Genomic DNA, 16070 nt, shown 5'->3' on the forward strand with positions numbered 1-16070 from the left:
GAAGCGTTACGAAGCGGGCGGATCCTTCGAGCGGGTGGTGCTGGCCGCGGTGAAGATACCGATGCCGAGCATGATCACGGCGCCGATGCCGATATACAGGTGCGGCACGCCGGCCGTGGCAGCAGCCCAGCTCAGGCCGACCACGAAGATGATGAAACCGAGTACGTAGAGAGCGAAAGACATCACAGCCTCCGGGAGTTGTTGTTCCTCCCGCAAGGCTCGCACCCCGGTGCGGCGCGTGTAATCAGCGGAGTCCTACGGCCGGTCGATATCGAACAGGATGCCCGAGTCGTCGACGGGAATCGCCAGCACGTCGCTCGCGTGGCGCGAGAGGATCGAACGAGCGCCCTCGTCGCCTTGCAACGCGCAAAGCTCCTCGCCATACGCTGCGCTGAACCCCACGGGGTGGCCGCGCTCGCCGGCGTCGCGTGTCACGGGCACGACCAGCCGCGCACCGCCCTGCAGCGCCTGCGTGATCGCGCCGTAGGTCGCGAGCTCGATGCGCGGCATGTCGGCGAGCGCCACGATCCAGCCCGACGCGTCGCGCGTCGCGCCGACGCCCGCGGCCAGGCTGGCACCCATGCCCTCGCGCGAACGCTCGCTCACGACCACTTCACAACCCGAGGCGCGAAGTTGCGCGGCGAGCTCATCGTCGCCCGCGCGCACGACCGCGAGCGCATTGCCCACGCCGGCGATCACCTTGCGCGCGGTGTAGGCGCCGAGCGCGAGACCGTCGGCGTAGGGATGGAGGAGCTTGGGGGAGCCGAAGCGCGTGGAAGCGCCGCCGGCGAGGAGGATGCCGCGGATCAAGCGCGCTTGCGCCGCTCGTCGCGCTCCACTTTCTCCAGCACGATGTGGTTGCGCGCGGCCACCAGGTCGGCCAGGATCGCGACCGCGATTTCAGGCGGCGTGCGTGAGCCGATCGACAAGCCGACAGGCCCGCGCAGCCGCGCGATCTGCGCCGCGGTGAGCTCGAAATCCGCGAGGCGCTTGCGCCGTTCCGCGCTGGTCTGCTTCGAGCCGACCGAGCCCACGTAGAACGCCTCGCTCTTCAGGGCTTCGAGCAACGCCATGTCGTCGAGCTTGGGATCGTGCGACACCGTGAGGACCACCGTGTGGCCATCGGGCTTGAAGGCGACGACGGCATCGTCGGGCATGCCGTCGACCCACTGCGTGCCCGCGACACGCCAGGCGCTGCGATATTCCTCGCGCGGATCGCACACGGAAACCTTGAAGTCGAGCGTCTCGGCGACCTGCGCGAGATAGATCGCGATCTCCGAGGCGCCGATGATGAGCATCCGCCAGCGCGGGCCATGGACGCTCGTGAACCGCTCGGGCGTGCGCTCGCATTCCTGCGCCGGTTGCGCGGGCGCGAAGCTCCACGCGCCGGTTGCGAGGTCCACGCTGCGCCCGATGATGCGGCCGCTCGCGATGTGATCGAGCAGCGCGCGCAAATCATCCGAAGGCACTTCCGGCTCGATGATCACTTCGAGCTGCCCGCCGCAGGGCAATCCGAATCGGCGCGCTTCCTCGCTCGTGATCCCGTAGGACTCGAACAGGGGCTTCCTGCCCGTGAACGAATCGCGCCGTGAAATGAGGTCGTCCTCGATGCAGCCGCCGGAGACGGATCCAACGAGGATGCCGTCGTCGCGAACCGCGAGCAGCGATCCGGGCGGCCGCGGGCTCGCGCCGAAAGTCTGCGCGACCGTCACCAGCCAGACGCGGTGACCGCCCGCCTTCCACTCCAGGGCGCGCTCGAGGACGTCGAGATCGAGGCTTTGCATCCAGAAAGTATATGACCAATGGGGACAGACCCCATTGGAGGTCTGTCATACAGGTTACAACTCACCAATGGGGTCTGTCCCCATTGGTGGTCAGGCGGCGATTCCCATTCGTTTCGCGGCCTTGAAGATCGCGCGGCGCGCGCGCGGATAGGTGCCGCAGCGACACAGGTTCATGAACGAAGCGATGTCGGCGTCCGTGGGCTTGGCCACGCGCCGCAGGAGCGCGACCGCCGCCATGATCTGCCCGGTCTGGCAGTAGCCGCACTGGGCGACGTCTTCCTCGATCCACGCCTGCTGGACGGGATGCAGCCGCGTGCCGGTGGCGAGGCCTTCGATCGTGACCACGGACTGGCCCGCGATCAACTTCATGGCCAGCGTGCAGGAGCGCACGGCCTCGCCCTCGATGTGGACCGTGCAGGCGCCGCACGACCCGGCGCCGCAGGCGTACTTGGTCCCCGTCAGGTAAAGGCCGTCACGCAGGTACCAAAGCAGTGGCTGTTCCGGATCTCCCTCGAATTCACGCGGCTTTCCGTTGACGGTCAGCGTGATCTTGCGCACGGCCATGTCCCCTCCTTGGTGGTCCCTGGTTGTACTGCCCCAGAGTCACCCTAGGACCGGGCGGGGATGCCCTCAACGGGCGTGCGACGAAATGCGGAAACCGGGGGACAGGATGCCCCGGGACCTTCGCGGACACGGGGCCATCGACAAAGGGTTGATCCCGACCCGGCCCCAACCTCTCCAGCAAACGCCGCCGATCTCGCTACCCAAACTTGCGCTCGAAATTCCTGGCGCACGGGCGATCCTGCAGCGAGCGGTGGGGGGCCTCTCGTGATCAACCCTTCGTCGTTGGCTCAGCGCCGGAACCATCGAGGTGTTTCCAACAGCGGGGCGGCGCTGATTGAATGTTGGGAGTGCGTGCCAGTCATGTCGGCGGTCATTCATCGACGAGGGCGGCACCAGCCACCGCCTGCCGCGTCAAATTATCTACCGACGATCATCGCAGCCGTTGCGCCACAACCCACCCGCGACCTTCGACAGCGATGGGTGTGGGTCGAGAGGGGGTGTCACCTGTCGCTGCAGAACGGCGGTGCGCGAGGAATCTCGAGCGACATATGAAGTAGCGAGATCGATCCTCTTCCCGACGTAGCAAGGTCCCCCGGTTCGACCCACACCCATCGATGGCGGAGGTCGCGGGGGGAAAAGCAGGTCCTTCGGGCTCCTGCGGAAGCCCTCAGGATGACAGCGGGGCCCTAGAGAGCGAACAGCTCCTTGAGCGCCTTGCGGTAGTCGTCGAAGGCGACCGAGGAGAGGTTGTGGTGGTTGCCACCTTCAACCTTGATGAAGCGCTTGGGGGACTTGGCGGCTTCGTAGAGTTTCTCGCCCATGTCCACCGGAACGATGCCGTCGTTGGTGCCGTGGGTGATGAGGATCGGCGCGCGGATGTCGCCGATCTTGGAGAGCGTGTCGAACTCCTGCGTGAGGATCAGGCCGACCGGGATGTAACTCCATGCAGACCGCGCGACCATCTCGCGGATCGAGGTGAACGTGGCTTCGAGCACGACGCCCGAGCAATCGTCGCTGCGCCGCGCGAGATCCGCAGCGATGGCCCCACCGAGCGAATGGCCGGCGACGTAGCGCTTGCGGTCGGGTGCGATCTTCGCGAGGTACTCCCAGGCCGCCTGGGCGTCCTCATAGGACAACTGTTCGGTCGGCGACACCGGCGAGCTCTTGCCGAAGCCCCGATAGTCGATCGCGAGCACGGAGAAGCCGAGCTTCCTCCAGCGTTCGACGCGCGTGATGCTGCCCGAGAGGTTCCAGCGCGCGCCATGCAGGTAGAGGAGGACGGGCGCTTTCGGCTGCTCGGACGGCGCCCACCAGGCGTGGAGCTTGTCGCCGTTCGCGCCGACGGGAATCCAGTGTTCGTCGATCGAGCGGGCGGCCGCCGCATCGTAGCCACGCCAGACATCGGCCGTGGGACGGAAGATGAGCTCGCCCTGCTTTTCCGACAGGTACGCGCAGCCGCCCGCCACGGCCACGAGGAAGGCCAGCCCCAACATGCGGAGGGCGGCCCGGGGCCGCCCTCCGCGAATCGTGTTGTCTGCTGCCGGCGTCATATCAGGTCTGTCGTTCCCTTACTTGTGCCACAGGAGCGGGACGTGCGGCCCGCGGTAGATCGCATCGGAATTGAACATCGTCCATACGGCGAGCGACACCACCGCCACCACCAACACCGCCTCGAACGCCGGATTGGCGAAAAGCCTGCGGACTCGCTGCCAGTTGCTGCCCGTGAATCTCGTCTGCATTGCCGTGCCTCCTACCGCTAGGACTACGGACCTCTTCCGTAGTTCTCACACGCAAGGCACATGCCATCACTTTGCCCGAATTCAAGCGTTGTCACTCACTGGAACAGACCGATCATGCACGCGGTTCCTAGATCCACTTCGTCTTGGTCAGCGGCAACACCTGCGCTCGCCTTCCGGTGAGCGTCCCCAGCGCATTGGCCACGGCCGGCGCGATCGGCGGCGTGCCCGGTTCGCCCACGCCCGTGGGCTTCTCGCCCCCTGCCACCAGGTGTACGGAGACCTGCGGCATGTCGCTCATTCGCAACACCTGGTAGTCGTGGAAGTTCGATTGCTGGACCGCGCCATCCTTCAGCGTGAGCTCGCTCATGAGCGCGGCCGAGAGCCCGAAGCCGATCGCGCTTTGCACCTGCGCTTCGACGGTGAGCGGGTTCACGACGAGCCCGCAGTCCATCGCCGCCGTCACCTTGTGGACCTTGGGCGCACCGCCTTCGAGCGAAACCTCGGCCACCTGCGCCACCACGGTGCCGAAGGCCTCGTGGATGGCGAAGCCCTTCGCACGCCCCGCAGGCGGGGCTGAACCCCACGCGCCCTTTTCCGCAGCGAGCTCCAGGACCTTCAGGAAGCGCGGATTCTTCGCGAGCAACTCGCGGCGCAACGCGACCGGATCCTTCTTCGTGGCCGCGGCGATCTCGTCGATCATCGTCTCCATCACGAACGCGGTGTGCGTGTGGCCCACCGAGCGCCACCACAGCGACGGCACCGCGCTCTTGGTCGTGTGGAGCGAGACATCGAGGTTCGGGATGTCGTAGTGCGTGTCGGAAACGCCCTCCACGCTGGTGCTGTCGACGCCATCCTTCACGAGGAACGCTTCGAACGCGGTGCCGCCGAGGATCGACTGGCCGACGATCACGTGATTCCAGCCGACGATCTTGCCGCTCGCATCGAGACCCACATCGACCTTGTGCAGGTACATCGGCCGGTAGTAGCCGCCGCGGATGTCGTCCTCGCGGCTCCACACCACTTTCACCGGCACCTTCACTTCCTTCGCGATCTCGCACGCTTCGACGATGTAATCGGACGCCGGGTTCGCGCGCCGGCCGAAGCCGCCGCCCGCATACGTGGTGTTGAGCTTCACGTTCTCGGGCTTGAGCCCCAGCGTCTTCGCCGCAGCCAGGTGATCCATCGTCTGGAATTGCGAGCCCACCCAGAGCTCGGCGTTCTCGCCCTTGATCTCCACCGTGCAGTTGAGCGGCTCCATCGGCGCGTGCGCGAGGAACGGGAACACGTACTCGCGGCTGATGGTCTGCGTGGCGCCCTTGATCGCCTCGGGGTTCGCGGCCTTCTTCGCGGACAGGCCGGGTTTCTTCGCGAGCTCGCGATACTCGGCGAGGAGATCCTCCGTCGAAGTCTTCGCGCCGCCATCCCAGGTGACGTCAAGCTGGTCGCGCCCGTTCTTCGCCGGCCAGTAGCCCTTGCCGACGACGGCAACACCGTTGGTGATCTGCACCACGTGCGTGATGCCGATCGAGCGCGACACCTTGTCCGCATTGAGCGATTTCACGCGCGCGCCGAACACGGGCGGGTGCGCAACGACCGCGGTGAGCAGGCCGGGGCGCTTCACGTCCATGCCGAAGATCGTCTTGCCCGCGACCTTGTCGGCCGAATCGAGCCGCTTCACGGGCTTGCCGATGAGCTTGAAGTCCTTCGGATCCTTGAGCTTCACTTCCGGCAAGGGGAGATTCATCGCGGCTTCCGCGAACTGGCCGAACGGCGCGCGCTTGCCGCCGGGACCGACGATGAAACCCTTCTCGGCGCGGCAGTCGGCGGGCTTCACCTTCCACGCATCGGCCGCAGCCTGGATGAGCATCGTGCGCGCCTGGGCGCCGACGGTGCGAAGCTGCTCCCAGGAGTTCGACACGCTCGAGGAGCCGCCCGTGCCCTGCATGCCGCCCCACGAGATGTTGCCGTAGACGGCGGCGGCCGGTGCGAGCTCGGTCTTCACCTTCGACCAGTCGCACTCGAGCTCCTCGGCGATGAGCATCGGCAGCGACGTCTGCACGCCCTGGCCGAACTCGAGGTGCTTGATCTGGATCGTGACGGTGTTGTCCTTGGCGATGCGCAGGAAGGCGTTCGGCGGAAAGACCTTCTTCGGTTGCGGCGCCTGCGCATTCGCGAGGCGGCCGCCGAGGAACGGCAGGTAAAACCCGATGACGAGCGCGGAGGACGACGAGAGGAATTGCCGGCGGGAGATCTTCATCGCTCTCTCCTCAGGCTTTCTTCGGCGCAGCCGCGGGACGCGCGGGGCCGAGCGTGGCGGAGGCGGACTTGATGGCCTCCTTCACGCGCTGGTAGGTGGCACAGCGGCAGATGTTGCCGCTCATCGCCGCATCGATGTCGGCGTCGCTGGGCTTCGGGTTCTTGGAGAGCAAAGCCGTAGCCGCCATGACCTGGCCGGGCTGGCAGTACCCGCACTGCACCACGTCCTTGTCCACCCAGGCGGCATTCACCGCCTTCACGACGGCCGTCGCCGGCAATCCCTCGATGGTGGTGACGCGCTTGCCCTCGAGCGTCGAGACGGGCGTGACGCATGAGCGCGTCGCCTCGCCGTTGACGTGGACCGTGCAAGCGCCGCACAGCGCCATGCCGCAGCCGAACTTGGTTCCCGTGAGGTCGTAGCTGTCGCGCAGGACCCAGAGAAGGGGGGTGTCGGGCGCGCCCTGGAAGTCAACGCGATCACCGTTGATGAAGAACTTGCTCATGGCGGTTCCTGGCAGTGTGCTGGGAGGGGGATGCGGAAACTATAAGCTATCATTCGGCCACTTCGTGACAGCTTGTTGCACGCCCGATGCCGCGCCGCAAATCCAATCTTTTCCCCACGCCCGACGACGCCGAAGCCGCGTTCTACGACGCGTTCGAGCGCGGCGACCTCGCGGCCATGATGGCCGTGTGGGCCGAAGGCGATGACGTGGTCTGCGTGCATCCGCAGGGACCGCGCCTGCTCGGGTTCGATGCCGTGCGCGACAGCTGGACGCAGATCTTCGCCTCCGGCATGCAGCTTCGCGTTCGCACGGTCGAGGCGCGCCAGTACCAGGGACAGACGATCGCCGTGCACTCGGTGGTGGAACTGCTCTCCGCGCCCGGCGAGCAATCGGCATCGCCGCCCGTTTCCGCGACCAACGTCTACGTGCTCACCGAAGAAGGCTGGCGCATGACGCTGCACCACGCCTCGCCCTCCTCCGACGGCCAGCCGGTCGTCGAAGAGCCGCCGCCCGAGCCGCACACGCTGCACTGATGCCCGCGTTCGCGGCTGTATCTGCGTTCATCGGCGTTCATCTGCGGACCCTTGCCGTGGGTCTGCTTTTCTTCGCCGTTCCTGCGCATGCCGCCGATCCGAAGAAGGTGATCCGCGTCGCCTGGTCGAGCGCGGAAACCTCCATCGATCCGCAGGCGGAATCGGATGAGGCCTCGGGCTCGATCGCCCACGCGATCTTCGATCCGATGCTCGCCTACGATTTCCTCGCGCGGCCCTCGAAGCTGATCGGCAATACCGCGGCGCTTCCCGAGGTGAGCGACGAAGGTGCCACGTACACGCTGCGCATCCGGCCGGGCATCCTCTTCGCGCCGCACGCGGTGTTCAACGGCAAGCCGCGCGAGCTCACGGCGCAGGACTACGTCTTCTCGATCAAGCGCCTGCTCGACCCGAAGCTGCGCAGCAAGTGGCTGTTCCTCGTCGACGGCAAGATCAAGGGCGCCACCGCCGCGATGGAGGCTGCGAAAAAATCCGGCAAGTTCGATTTCGACGCGCCCATCGAGGGCCTGCAGGCGCTCGACCGCTACACGATTCGCATCAAGCTCACGCAACCGGATTACTCGTTCCCGTACGTGCTCGCCATGCCCGCGACCTCCGCGCTCGCGCGCGAGGTGGCCGAGAAATATGGCGACGACATCGGCTTCCATCCGGTGGGCACGGGGCCCTACCAGATCACGGCGTGGACGCGCGGCTCGCGGGTGGTGCTCGAGGCCAACCCCAACTACCGCGAAGAAATCTTCTCCGGCGATCCCGGCCCTGATGCCGTGAGCCGCGCGATCCACGCGCGCCTGCAGGGAAAGAAGCTGCCGATCGCGGGGCGCATCGAGATCAACGTGGTCGACGAAGCGCAGCCGCGCTGGCTCGCGTTCCTCAACGGCGAGACCGAGTACGTCCGCCCGATCCCCGAGGAGTTCGCCAACCTCGCCGTCCCCGGCGGCAAGCTCGCGCCCAATCTCGCGAAGAAGGGCTACCAGGTCATGCCCGACGAGATCGCGTACATCACGTACACCACGTTCAATACCCAGGAACAGATCGAAGGCAGGCCCAACTCGCTCGGCGGCTTCACGCCCGAGAAGGTCGCGCTGCGCCGCGCGATCGTGCACGGCTGGCGCATCGACGAGCAGATCTCGATCCTCGACAAGAAGCAGTCCACGCGCGGCTACTCGATGATCCATCCCGCGGTGAGCGGCCACGACCCGGCGTTCGTGAGCCCGACCCTCGAGTACAACCCGGCGAAGGCCAAGGCGCTACTCGACATGTTCGGCTACGTCGACCGCGACGGCGACGGCTACCGCGAGAATCCCGACGGCTCGCCGCTCACCTTCGACCACGCCTCCGAGCCGAACCTGCGCGAACGCCAACGCAACGAGCTGTGGAAGAAGTCGATGGACGACATCGGCATCCGCGTGACCTTCAACACGGTCGAGCGCCTCCCGCAGCTTCGCAAGCAGGCGCAGTTCGGCCGCCTGCAGTCGTTCAGCTACGGGTGGATCGCGGACTTTCCCGACGGCGAGAATTTCCTGCAGCTGCTCTGGGGCGGCTCGATCGGCCAGACCAACTACGCGAGGTTCGACCACCCCGAGTACAACGCGCTCTACGAACGCATCAAGCGCATGCCCGACGGCCCGGAGCGCAACGCGCTCATGACGAGGATGGTGAAGCTGGTGAATGTCTACGTGCCCTGGATGGTCGAGACCTACAAGGCCCGCAGCATCCTGGTCGCACCCTGGGTCACGGGCTACAAGAAGCATCCGTTCTCGCACGAGCCGTGGAAATACCTGGACATCGACCTCGAGCGGCTCGCCAAGCGGTGAAATAATGGCGGCCATGGCCACTGCCACCGCGAACATCCCGACCTCCCGCCTCGCGAAGCTGCTCATCGCGGCGCTGGTGCTCGTGCTCGCCTGGCAGCTCGCGCACTGGACGTGGGTCTTCTTCGCGCCGCGCGTCTTGGTGTCCGAAGGGCCGGCCGAAGGCGGCGCGGACCTCGCCCTGGCGGCCCGCCTCTTCGGCGGTTCGGCGAGCGATCGCCCCACGCAAGGCTCGGCCTCCGGCCTGCGGTTGAAGGGCGTGGTCGCCCCCACGCCGGGAACCACGGCTGGCGCCATCTTCGGCATTGGCACGGGACGCGATGTCGCCGTGAAACTCGACGGCGAAGTGCAACCGGGCGTGAAGCTCGTCGAAGTGCTGCCCGAATCGGTGGTCGTCTCCCGCGGCGGCGTGCGCGAGCGCATCGACCTCGAGAAGCGCATGTCGGCCGCATCCCCCACGGCGCCGGGCGCGCGCTCGGCCTCGAACTTCCGCCTGAACGTCGCGCGCTCGAGCAACAACAACTATTCGCTGTCCCGCAAGGAGCTCGACGATGCCCTGCGCGACCCGAACCAGCTCAATTACCTCGGCCGCATCGGCGTCGCCCCCGGCGGCGGGGTCCGGATGGACGCCGCGCCCGCCGGCAGCCTCGCCCAGAAGCTCGGTCTCCAGCCCGGCGACGTGATCAAGAAGCTCAACGGCCAGCCGGTCGCCTCCACCGGCGACCTCGCCCGCCTGTACACCCAGTTCGGCACCCTTTCGATGGTCGAGGCCGAGGTCCAGCGCGGCTCCCTCACCGTCCAGCTGAGCTACGCCATCCAGCCGTGAAAAAAGGGGACAGACCCCTTTTCCGAAAAGGGGACAGTCCCCTTTTTGAAAATGGGGACTGTCCCCTTTTTCATGAATCTGTAGTCCCCCTGTCATAAAATCGGGATTGAGAGCAAAATGCCCGATAAATCAACGCCAAAGCCCGATAACGTGACAAGGTTTCTAGGTTTTCCCGCAGCCTTTTTCGCGGCCGCCCTGACGGCCCTTTCCTTCCTTGCGCTGGCCGCCGAGGAAGAGAAGATCACGCTCAATTTCGTGAACGCGGATATCCAGTCGGTCATCAAGACCGTCGGCCAGCACACCGGCAAGAATTTCATCCTCGATCCGCGCGTCACCGGCACGGTGAACATCGTGTCCGACAAGCCGGTCTCGAAGGACATGCTCTACACGATCCTTCTCTCGACGCTGCGCGTGCAGGGCTACGCCGCGGTCGAGGGCGATGGCTTCGTGAAGATCGTTCCCGAAGCCGAGGCGAAGACGAGCTCCAGCCCCACGGGCGAAGCGGCGCTGAAGGTCCCGGGCGATCGCATCGTCACGCAGGTCTTCCTGCTGCAGAACGAGTCGGCCGTGCAGCTCGTCCCCGTGCTGCGGCCCCTCGTGACGGCCAACAACTTCATCGCCGCGTATCCGAACAACAACGCGATCGTCATCACCGATTACGCGGAGAACGTCCGGCGCATCCAGCGGATCATCGCCTCCATCGACCTGCCCTCGGGCGGCGACGTGCAGATCATCCGCCTGCAGAACGCCTCGGCGATCGACATCATCCAGACCCTGCAGAAGGTCGTGCCCGAGACCAACGCGCCGGCCAACGCCCCGGGTGCGGCGCCCAAGGTCGCGATCGCGCTCGACCAGCGCACCAACAGCCTGATCGTGCGCGCCGACAGCCCCGCGCTCATGAACCGGGTGAAGGCGCTCGCAGTGGGCCTCGATACCGCCGGTGCGGCAAGCGGCAACATCTACGTGGTGTATCTCCGCAATGCCGAAGCGACGCGCATCGCCGAGACGTTGCGCGGCCTGCTCCAGGGCGCCGATGCCGCGCGCGGCGCGCAGCCCGCGTCCACAAGCGCGACCACGGCCTCCAATAGCGGCGCCAACACGAACACGACGTCTTCTTCGACCTCGACTTCGCAGCCCGTCTCGAATCCCAGCTCGGTCATCCAGGCCTACCCGCCGACCAACTCGATCATCATCACCGCGCCCGAGCCGGTTTACCGTTCGCTGCGAGCCGTGATCGACAAGCTCGACACGCGCCGCGCGCAGGTCTACATCGAAGCGCTGATCGTCGAAATCTCCACGGGCAAGGCCCAGGAGCTTGGCGTGCAGTGGGCCGGCGGCAAGAACGTGGGCGACGGGCGCTCGGCCTTCGCCGGCACCAACTTCTCGACGGGCGGCGTGGGCAGCAACATCATCAGCGCCGCGACCGATCCGCGCCTGCTCGGCGGCGGCCTCAACCTCGGTCTCATCGACGGCACGCTGCGCATTCCCGGCACCGACATCGAGATCCTGAACCTGCAGGTGCTCGCCCGCGCGCTGGAAGCCGATTCGGGCGCCAACGTGCTTTCGACGCCCAACATGCTGACCCTCGACAACGAGGAAGCCCGGATCGTCGTCGGCCAGAACGTGCCCTTCATCACCGGCAGCTACACGCCGACCTCGGGGAGTGCCACCAACCCGTTCCAGACGATCGAGCGCAAGGACATCGGCATCACGCTGCGCGTGACCCCGCAGGTCTCCGAAGGCGGCGGCGTGAAGCTGAAGATCTTCCAGGAGATCTCGAGCGTCACGCGCGATGCGCAGCTGATCCGCTCGGCCGACATCATCACCAACAAGCGCTCGCTCGAATCGACCGTGCTGGTGGACCACAACCAGATCGCGGTGCTCGGCGGCCTCATCCAGGACGACCAGGGCGTGACGATCGACAAGGTCCCGGTCCTGGGCGACATCCCCTACCTCGGCACGCTCTTCAAGTACGAGTCGCGCAACCGCAAGCGCACCAACCTGATGGTTTTCCTGCGCCCCGTGGTGATCAAGGACGACAAGGCCTCCGCCTCGCTCACGGCCGACCGCTACGAGTACATCCGGAACCTGCAGCAGAACATGGTCCTGCCGCGCAACTTCCTGCTGCCCGAGGAACCGGCGAAAGTGCTGCCGCCGATCGAAGACGCCAAGGTTCTGGGAAAATGACGGCTCCGCTCGAGCGCACCGTGAATCCCCAGGAACTCGACCCGACGACGGTCCGTCTGCTCCCCTACCCCTTCGCCAAGGCGAAGGGCGTGATCGCCGCGCGCGTCACCAATGGCGCGCTGGAAGTCTGGGTGCGCCCGTATCCGCAGGGCTCGACGCTTTCCGAAGTGCGCCGCATGGCCGGCAAGCCGCTCAAGGAAGTGCTGCTCACGCCCGAGGAGTTCGAGCACTGCCTGACGCTCGCCTACACGCGCGAGCCCGGGGCGGCCGAGACGATCGTCGAGGACATGGGCGAGAACGTCGACCTCGCGAAGCTCACCGAACAGCTGCCTGAAGTCGCGGACCTCCTCGAAGCCGAGAACGACGCACCGATCATTCGCCTCATCAACGCGCTGCTCACGCAGGCGATGCGCGAAGGCGCTTCCGACATCCACCTCGAAATCTTCGAATCACGAGCCCTTGTTCGCTTCCGCGTCGACGGCGCGCTGCGCGACGTGGTGGAACCCCGCCGCGGCCTGCACCCGGCGATGGTCTCGCGCATCAAGGTCATGGCGTCGCTGGACATCGCCGAGAAGCGCCTGCCGCAGGACGGCCGCATCACGCTGCGCATCGCCGGCCGCCCGGTCGATGTCCGCGTCTCCACGATCCCCACGGCCAACGGCGAGCGCGTGGTGCTGCGCCTCCTCGACAAGCAGTCGGGCCGCCTCACGCTCGACGCGCTGGGCATGGATGCCGCGGCGCGCGCCGAGATCGACGCGCTGATCGAGCAGCCGCACGGCATCGTGCTGGTCACCGGCCCCACGGGCTCGGGCAAGACCACGACGCTCTATGCCGCCCTCTCGCGCCTCGATCGCAAGACCCGCAACATCATGACGGTCGAGGATCCGGTCGAATACGAGCTCGACGGCGTGGGCCAGACGCAGGTCAATCCGCGCATCGAGATGACGTTCGCCCGGGCGCTGCGCGCGATCCTGCGCCAGGACCCGGACGTGGTGATGATCGGCGAGATCCGCGACCTCGAGACCGCGCAGATCGCGGTGCAGGCTTCCCTCACCGGCCACCTGGTCCTCGCGACCCTCCACACGAACGACGCCCCGGGTGCGGTGACGCGCCTGATCGACATGGGCATCGAGCCGTACCTGCTCGCCTCCACGCTCAACGGCGTGCTGGCGCAGCGCCTCGTGCGCAAGCTCTGCCCCGCGTGCAAGACGCCGTCTCCCTCTCCCTTGGGAGAGGGTCGGGGTGAGGGTGACGAGCGCACCTATGCACCCGTGGGCTGCGCCGCGTGCAACTTCTCCGGCTACAAGGGCCGCACGGGCATCTACGAGTTGCTCACGGTCGATGACGATCTTCGCCGCCTGATCCACGACACCGCCGCCGAGCGCGAGCTTCGCGACCACGCGGTGAAGCAGGGCCTGACGCGGCTTCGCGACGACGGGATGCGCTGGGTGCGTGAAGGCGCGACCTCGCTCGACGAGGTCCTGCGCGTCACCCGGGTGTAGCCCCGTGAAAGCGCGCGGGCTTCCCTTGCTCGCCCTGCTCGCGGTCCTTCCCGTGCAAGCGCTCTCGCCCGCCGCCACGGAACTGGTCGCCGTCGAGAAGAAGGCCGCCGACGCCGACTGCCGCGGAATGCTCGTCGGAATCGAATTCCTGATCGCCTCGATGGCGGGCGATGCCGCGCGCGAGGCCGACGCCCGCCGCCGATCGATGGCCCCGGATCCCGAGGCGGTCGCGCTCCGAAAACGCCGCGCGGAGCTGCTCAACGACGTGAGCAAGATTCCGAAGGAAGACGTGGACGCCGTCATGTCCCACCGCGAAACGACCAAGGAAGCGTGCCCGTGGCAGCGCGTGCACCAGGGCGTGCCGAAAACGCTTCGCCCGGCTCCTTCCGCCGACCAGGCCCGCCAGATGGCAATGCGCTACGTTCCCCTCGTCCTCGCGCGCGGGCGCGCTTGCGAGGCGCTCGATGCCAAGCGCAAGGGCGAGATCGATCGCGCCTGGGCCGCCAGCCGCTTCTCGAAGCTCGCCCTTCCGGAGATGCAGGCGCAAGCGCGCGAGGCCCTCGCGTGGATGCGCTATGACCTCGCGATCAAGCCCGATTCGAAGTACGCGAAGCCGGAGGCGGCGGCGTCCTACTGCACCGGTGCCGAGGACCTGAAGCGCCTCGAGGCCGCCATGCCGGCCGGATTCCTGAAGTAGCGCCATGCCCGGCTTCCGCTACCAGGCCTACAACGTCGAGGGAAAGCTCCACAAGGGCGTCCTCGAAGCCGATAGCGCTCGCCAGGCGCGCGCGCAGCTTCGCGACCAGGGACTCACGCCGTATCGCGTCGAAGTCATCGCCGCGAACGATCCGGCCGGTGGCAGCCGTTTCCGCGCGGTCTCGCTTTCCTCGACCGAGCTCACGCAGCTCACGCGGCAGCTCGCCTCGCTGCTCGAAGCGAGCCTCACCGTCGAGCAGGCTTTCAACGCGTTGATCGAGCAGGCCGAGAACGAACGCATGCGCCAGGTGCTCGCGGCGCTGCGCGGCGAAGTGCTCGCCGGCAACACGATCGCCAAGGCACTCGCCAATTTTCCCGGCGTTTTCCCCGAGCTCTACCGCACGCTGGTCGCCGCGGGCGAGACATCCGGGCAACTGCCGCGCGTGCTCCTGCGCCTCGCCGATTACCTCGAAGACCGCCAGCAGATGCGCAGCAAGCTCGCGCTGGCACTGGTCTATCCGGCGATCGTGTTCGTGGTCGCGCTCGGCGTGGTCGGCGCACTCCTCGTTTACGTCGTGCCGCAGGTCGTGACGGTCTTCCAGCATGCGCACCAGCAGTTGCCGATCCTCACGCGCGTGCTGATCGGCTTCTCGAGCTTCCTCTCCGCGACCTGGATGCTGTGGGTTGCGCTCGTCGTCGCCGGCGGCATCGGATTGAAGGTAGCGCTCGACCGGCCGGCTCCACGGGCCGCCGTGCATCGCTTCGCCTGGCGCCTGCCCGTCATCGGCCGGCTGCTGCGCTCGCTCGACAGCGCGCGCCTCGCCGCAACCCTCTCGATCCTCGTCGGCAGCCGCGTGCCCATCCTGCAGGCGCTGGAAGCCGGCACGGGCGTGATGACGCTCACACCGATGCGCGAAGCGCTCGCCACCGCCGCACGCGGCGTGCGCGAAGGCATGCCGCTCTCGCGCGCGCTCGGCGCGACTCAAGCCTTCCCGCCGGTGATGGTGCATCTCATCGCGAGCGGCGAAGCGAGCGGCAAGCTCGACGAATCGCTCGAACGCGCCGCCCGCACGCAGCAGAACGACCTTGCGACCCGCCTCGCCGCCTTCGCCGCGATCTTCGAGCCGGCGATGATCCTGCTCATGGGCGCGATCGTGCTCTTCATCGTGATGTCCATCCTGCTTCCCATCTTCCAGCTCAACCAGCTCATCGGAAAATGACGAGATCCCGCGGTTTCACGCTCATTGAAGTGCTCGTGGTGGTCGCGATCCTGGCGATTCTCGCCGCGATCGTCGTGCCCCGCGTGATGGACCGGCCCGACGAAGCCAAGCGCGTCGCCGCGAAGGCCGACATCGCCGCCATCGGCCAGGCGCTCAAGCTCTATCGCCTCGACAACGGCGCCTATCCGGGCACCGACCAGGGCCTGGTCGCGCTCGTGCAGAAGCCGACCTCGAATCCCGTGCCGCCCAACTGGAAGCAAGGCGGCTACCTCGAGCGCCTGCCCAAGGACCCGTGGGGCACCGACTACCAGTACCTGAATCCCGGCGTGCGCGGCGAGATCGACATCTTCAGTTTCGGCGCCGACCGCGCGCGCGGTGGCGAAGGCAACAACGCCGACATCGGCAGCTGGGAATAGAGGGGTCAGACCCCT

General features: G+C 66.9%; 16 protein-coding genes. 8 read left to right on the forward strand and 8 right to left on the reverse strand.

Annotated features, from left to right (window positions below):
* Nucleotides 1-6: 6 nt before the first annotated feature.
* From DSM104440_RS13005 to DSM104440_RS13040, 8 genes are all read right to left on the reverse strand, one after another.
* Nucleotides 7-183, reverse strand: a complete 177-nt coding sequence (locus tag DSM104440_RS13005) for a hypothetical protein (RefSeq protein WP_171163302.1) — start codon at nucleotides 181-183, stop codon at nucleotides 7-9.
* Nucleotides 184-255: 72 nt separating this feature from the next.
* Complete coding sequence (locus DSM104440_RS13010; RefSeq protein ID WP_171163304.1) at nucleotides 256-810, reverse strand: nucleotidyltransferase family protein; 555 nt, start codon at nucleotides 808-810, stop codon at nucleotides 256-258.
* The gene (locus DSM104440_RS13015) at nucleotides 807-1784 is read right to left on the reverse strand and encodes an XdhC family protein (RefSeq protein ID WP_171163308.1); all 978 of its coding nucleotides are present in this window, start codon (nucleotides 1782-1784) and stop codon (nucleotides 807-809) included. Before DSM104440_RS13015 ends, DSM104440_RS13010 begins: the two co-directional genes overlap by 4 nt.
* A 90-nt stretch (nucleotides 1785-1874) precedes the next feature.
* Nucleotides 1875-2348, reverse strand: a complete 474-nt coding sequence (locus DSM104440_RS13020; protein WP_171163310.1) for a (2Fe-2S)-binding protein — start codon at nucleotides 2346-2348, stop codon at nucleotides 1875-1877.
* A gap of 686 nt (nucleotides 2349-3034) precedes the next feature.
* Nucleotides 3035-3841: an alpha/beta hydrolase gene (locus DSM104440_RS13025; RefSeq protein ID WP_212758066.1), complete on the reverse strand. Its 807-nt coding sequence runs from the start codon at nucleotides 3839-3841 to the stop codon at nucleotides 3035-3037.
* Nucleotides 3842-3916: 75 nt separating this feature from the next.
* Entirely contained in the window at nucleotides 3917-4087 is a 171-nt protein-coding gene (locus DSM104440_RS13030; protein ID WP_171163314.1) for a hypothetical protein, read from the reverse strand.
* A 127-nt stretch (nucleotides 4088-4214) separates the two neighbouring features.
* The gene (locus DSM104440_RS13035) at nucleotides 4215-6344 is read right to left on the reverse strand and encodes a xanthine dehydrogenase family protein molybdopterin-binding subunit (RefSeq protein WP_171163316.1); all 2130 of its coding nucleotides are present in this window, start codon (nucleotides 6342-6344) and stop codon (nucleotides 4215-4217) included.
* 10 nt (nucleotides 6345-6354) lie between these two features.
* On the reverse strand, nucleotides 6355-6846 hold the full coding sequence (locus tag DSM104440_RS13040; protein WP_171163318.1) for a (2Fe-2S)-binding protein: 492 nt from the start codon (nucleotides 6844-6846) through the stop codon (nucleotides 6355-6357).
* An 86-nt stretch (nucleotides 6847-6932) separates the two neighbouring features.
* Here DSM104440_RS13040 and DSM104440_RS13045 point away from each other — a divergent pair, with 86 nt between their 5' ends.
* From DSM104440_RS13045 to gspG, 8 genes are all read left to right on the forward strand, one after another.
* On the forward strand, nucleotides 6933-7379 hold the full coding sequence (locus tag DSM104440_RS13045; protein ID WP_171163320.1) for a YybH family protein: 447 nt from the start codon (nucleotides 6933-6935) through the stop codon (nucleotides 7377-7379).
* Entirely contained in the window at nucleotides 7379-9211 is a 1833-nt protein-coding gene (locus DSM104440_RS13050; RefSeq protein ID WP_171163322.1) for an ABC transporter substrate-binding protein, read from the forward strand. The genes DSM104440_RS13045 and DSM104440_RS13050 overlap by 1 nt, the downstream gene beginning before the upstream one ends.
* 13 nt (nucleotides 9212-9224) lie before the next feature.
* Nucleotides 9225-10034: a type II secretion system protein N gene (locus DSM104440_RS13055; RefSeq protein ID WP_171163324.1), complete on the forward strand. Its 810-nt coding sequence runs from the start codon at nucleotides 9225-9227 to the stop codon at nucleotides 10032-10034.
* Nucleotides 10035-10184: 150 nt separating this feature from the next.
* Nucleotides 10185-12221, forward strand: a complete 2037-nt coding sequence (gene gspD, locus DSM104440_RS13060; protein ID WP_171163326.1) for a type II secretion system secretin GspD — start codon at nucleotides 10185-10187, stop codon at nucleotides 12219-12221.
* Nucleotides 12218-13723 (forward strand): type II secretion system ATPase GspE, encoded by a 1506-nt coding sequence (gene gspE, locus DSM104440_RS13065; RefSeq protein ID WP_171163328.1) that lies wholly within the window; start codon nucleotides 12218-12220, stop codon nucleotides 13721-13723. The genes gspD and gspE overlap by 4 nt, the downstream gene beginning before the upstream one ends.
* A 4-nt stretch (nucleotides 13724-13727) precedes the next feature.
* Nucleotides 13728-14420, forward strand: a complete 693-nt coding sequence (locus tag DSM104440_RS13070) for a hypothetical protein (RefSeq protein ID WP_171163329.1) — start codon at nucleotides 13728-13730, stop codon at nucleotides 14418-14420.
* A 4-nt stretch (nucleotides 14421-14424) separates the two neighbouring features.
* Nucleotides 14425-15639 (forward strand): type II secretion system inner membrane protein GspF, encoded by a 1215-nt coding sequence (gspF, locus tag DSM104440_RS13075; RefSeq protein WP_171163331.1) that lies wholly within the window; start codon nucleotides 14425-14427, stop codon nucleotides 15637-15639.
* On the forward strand, nucleotides 15636-16055 hold the full coding sequence (gene gspG, locus DSM104440_RS13080; RefSeq protein WP_171163333.1) for a type II secretion system major pseudopilin GspG: 420 nt from the start codon (nucleotides 15636-15638) through the stop codon (nucleotides 16053-16055). Before gspF ends, gspG begins: the two co-directional genes overlap by 4 nt.
* The last annotated feature ends 15 nt before the right edge of the window (nucleotides 16056-16070 follow it).

Source organism: Usitatibacter palustris (genome assembly GCF_013003985.1).
In the GTDB taxonomy this organism is placed as follows: Bacteria; Pseudomonadota; Gammaproteobacteria; order Burkholderiales; family Usitatibacteraceae; genus Usitatibacter; species Usitatibacter palustris.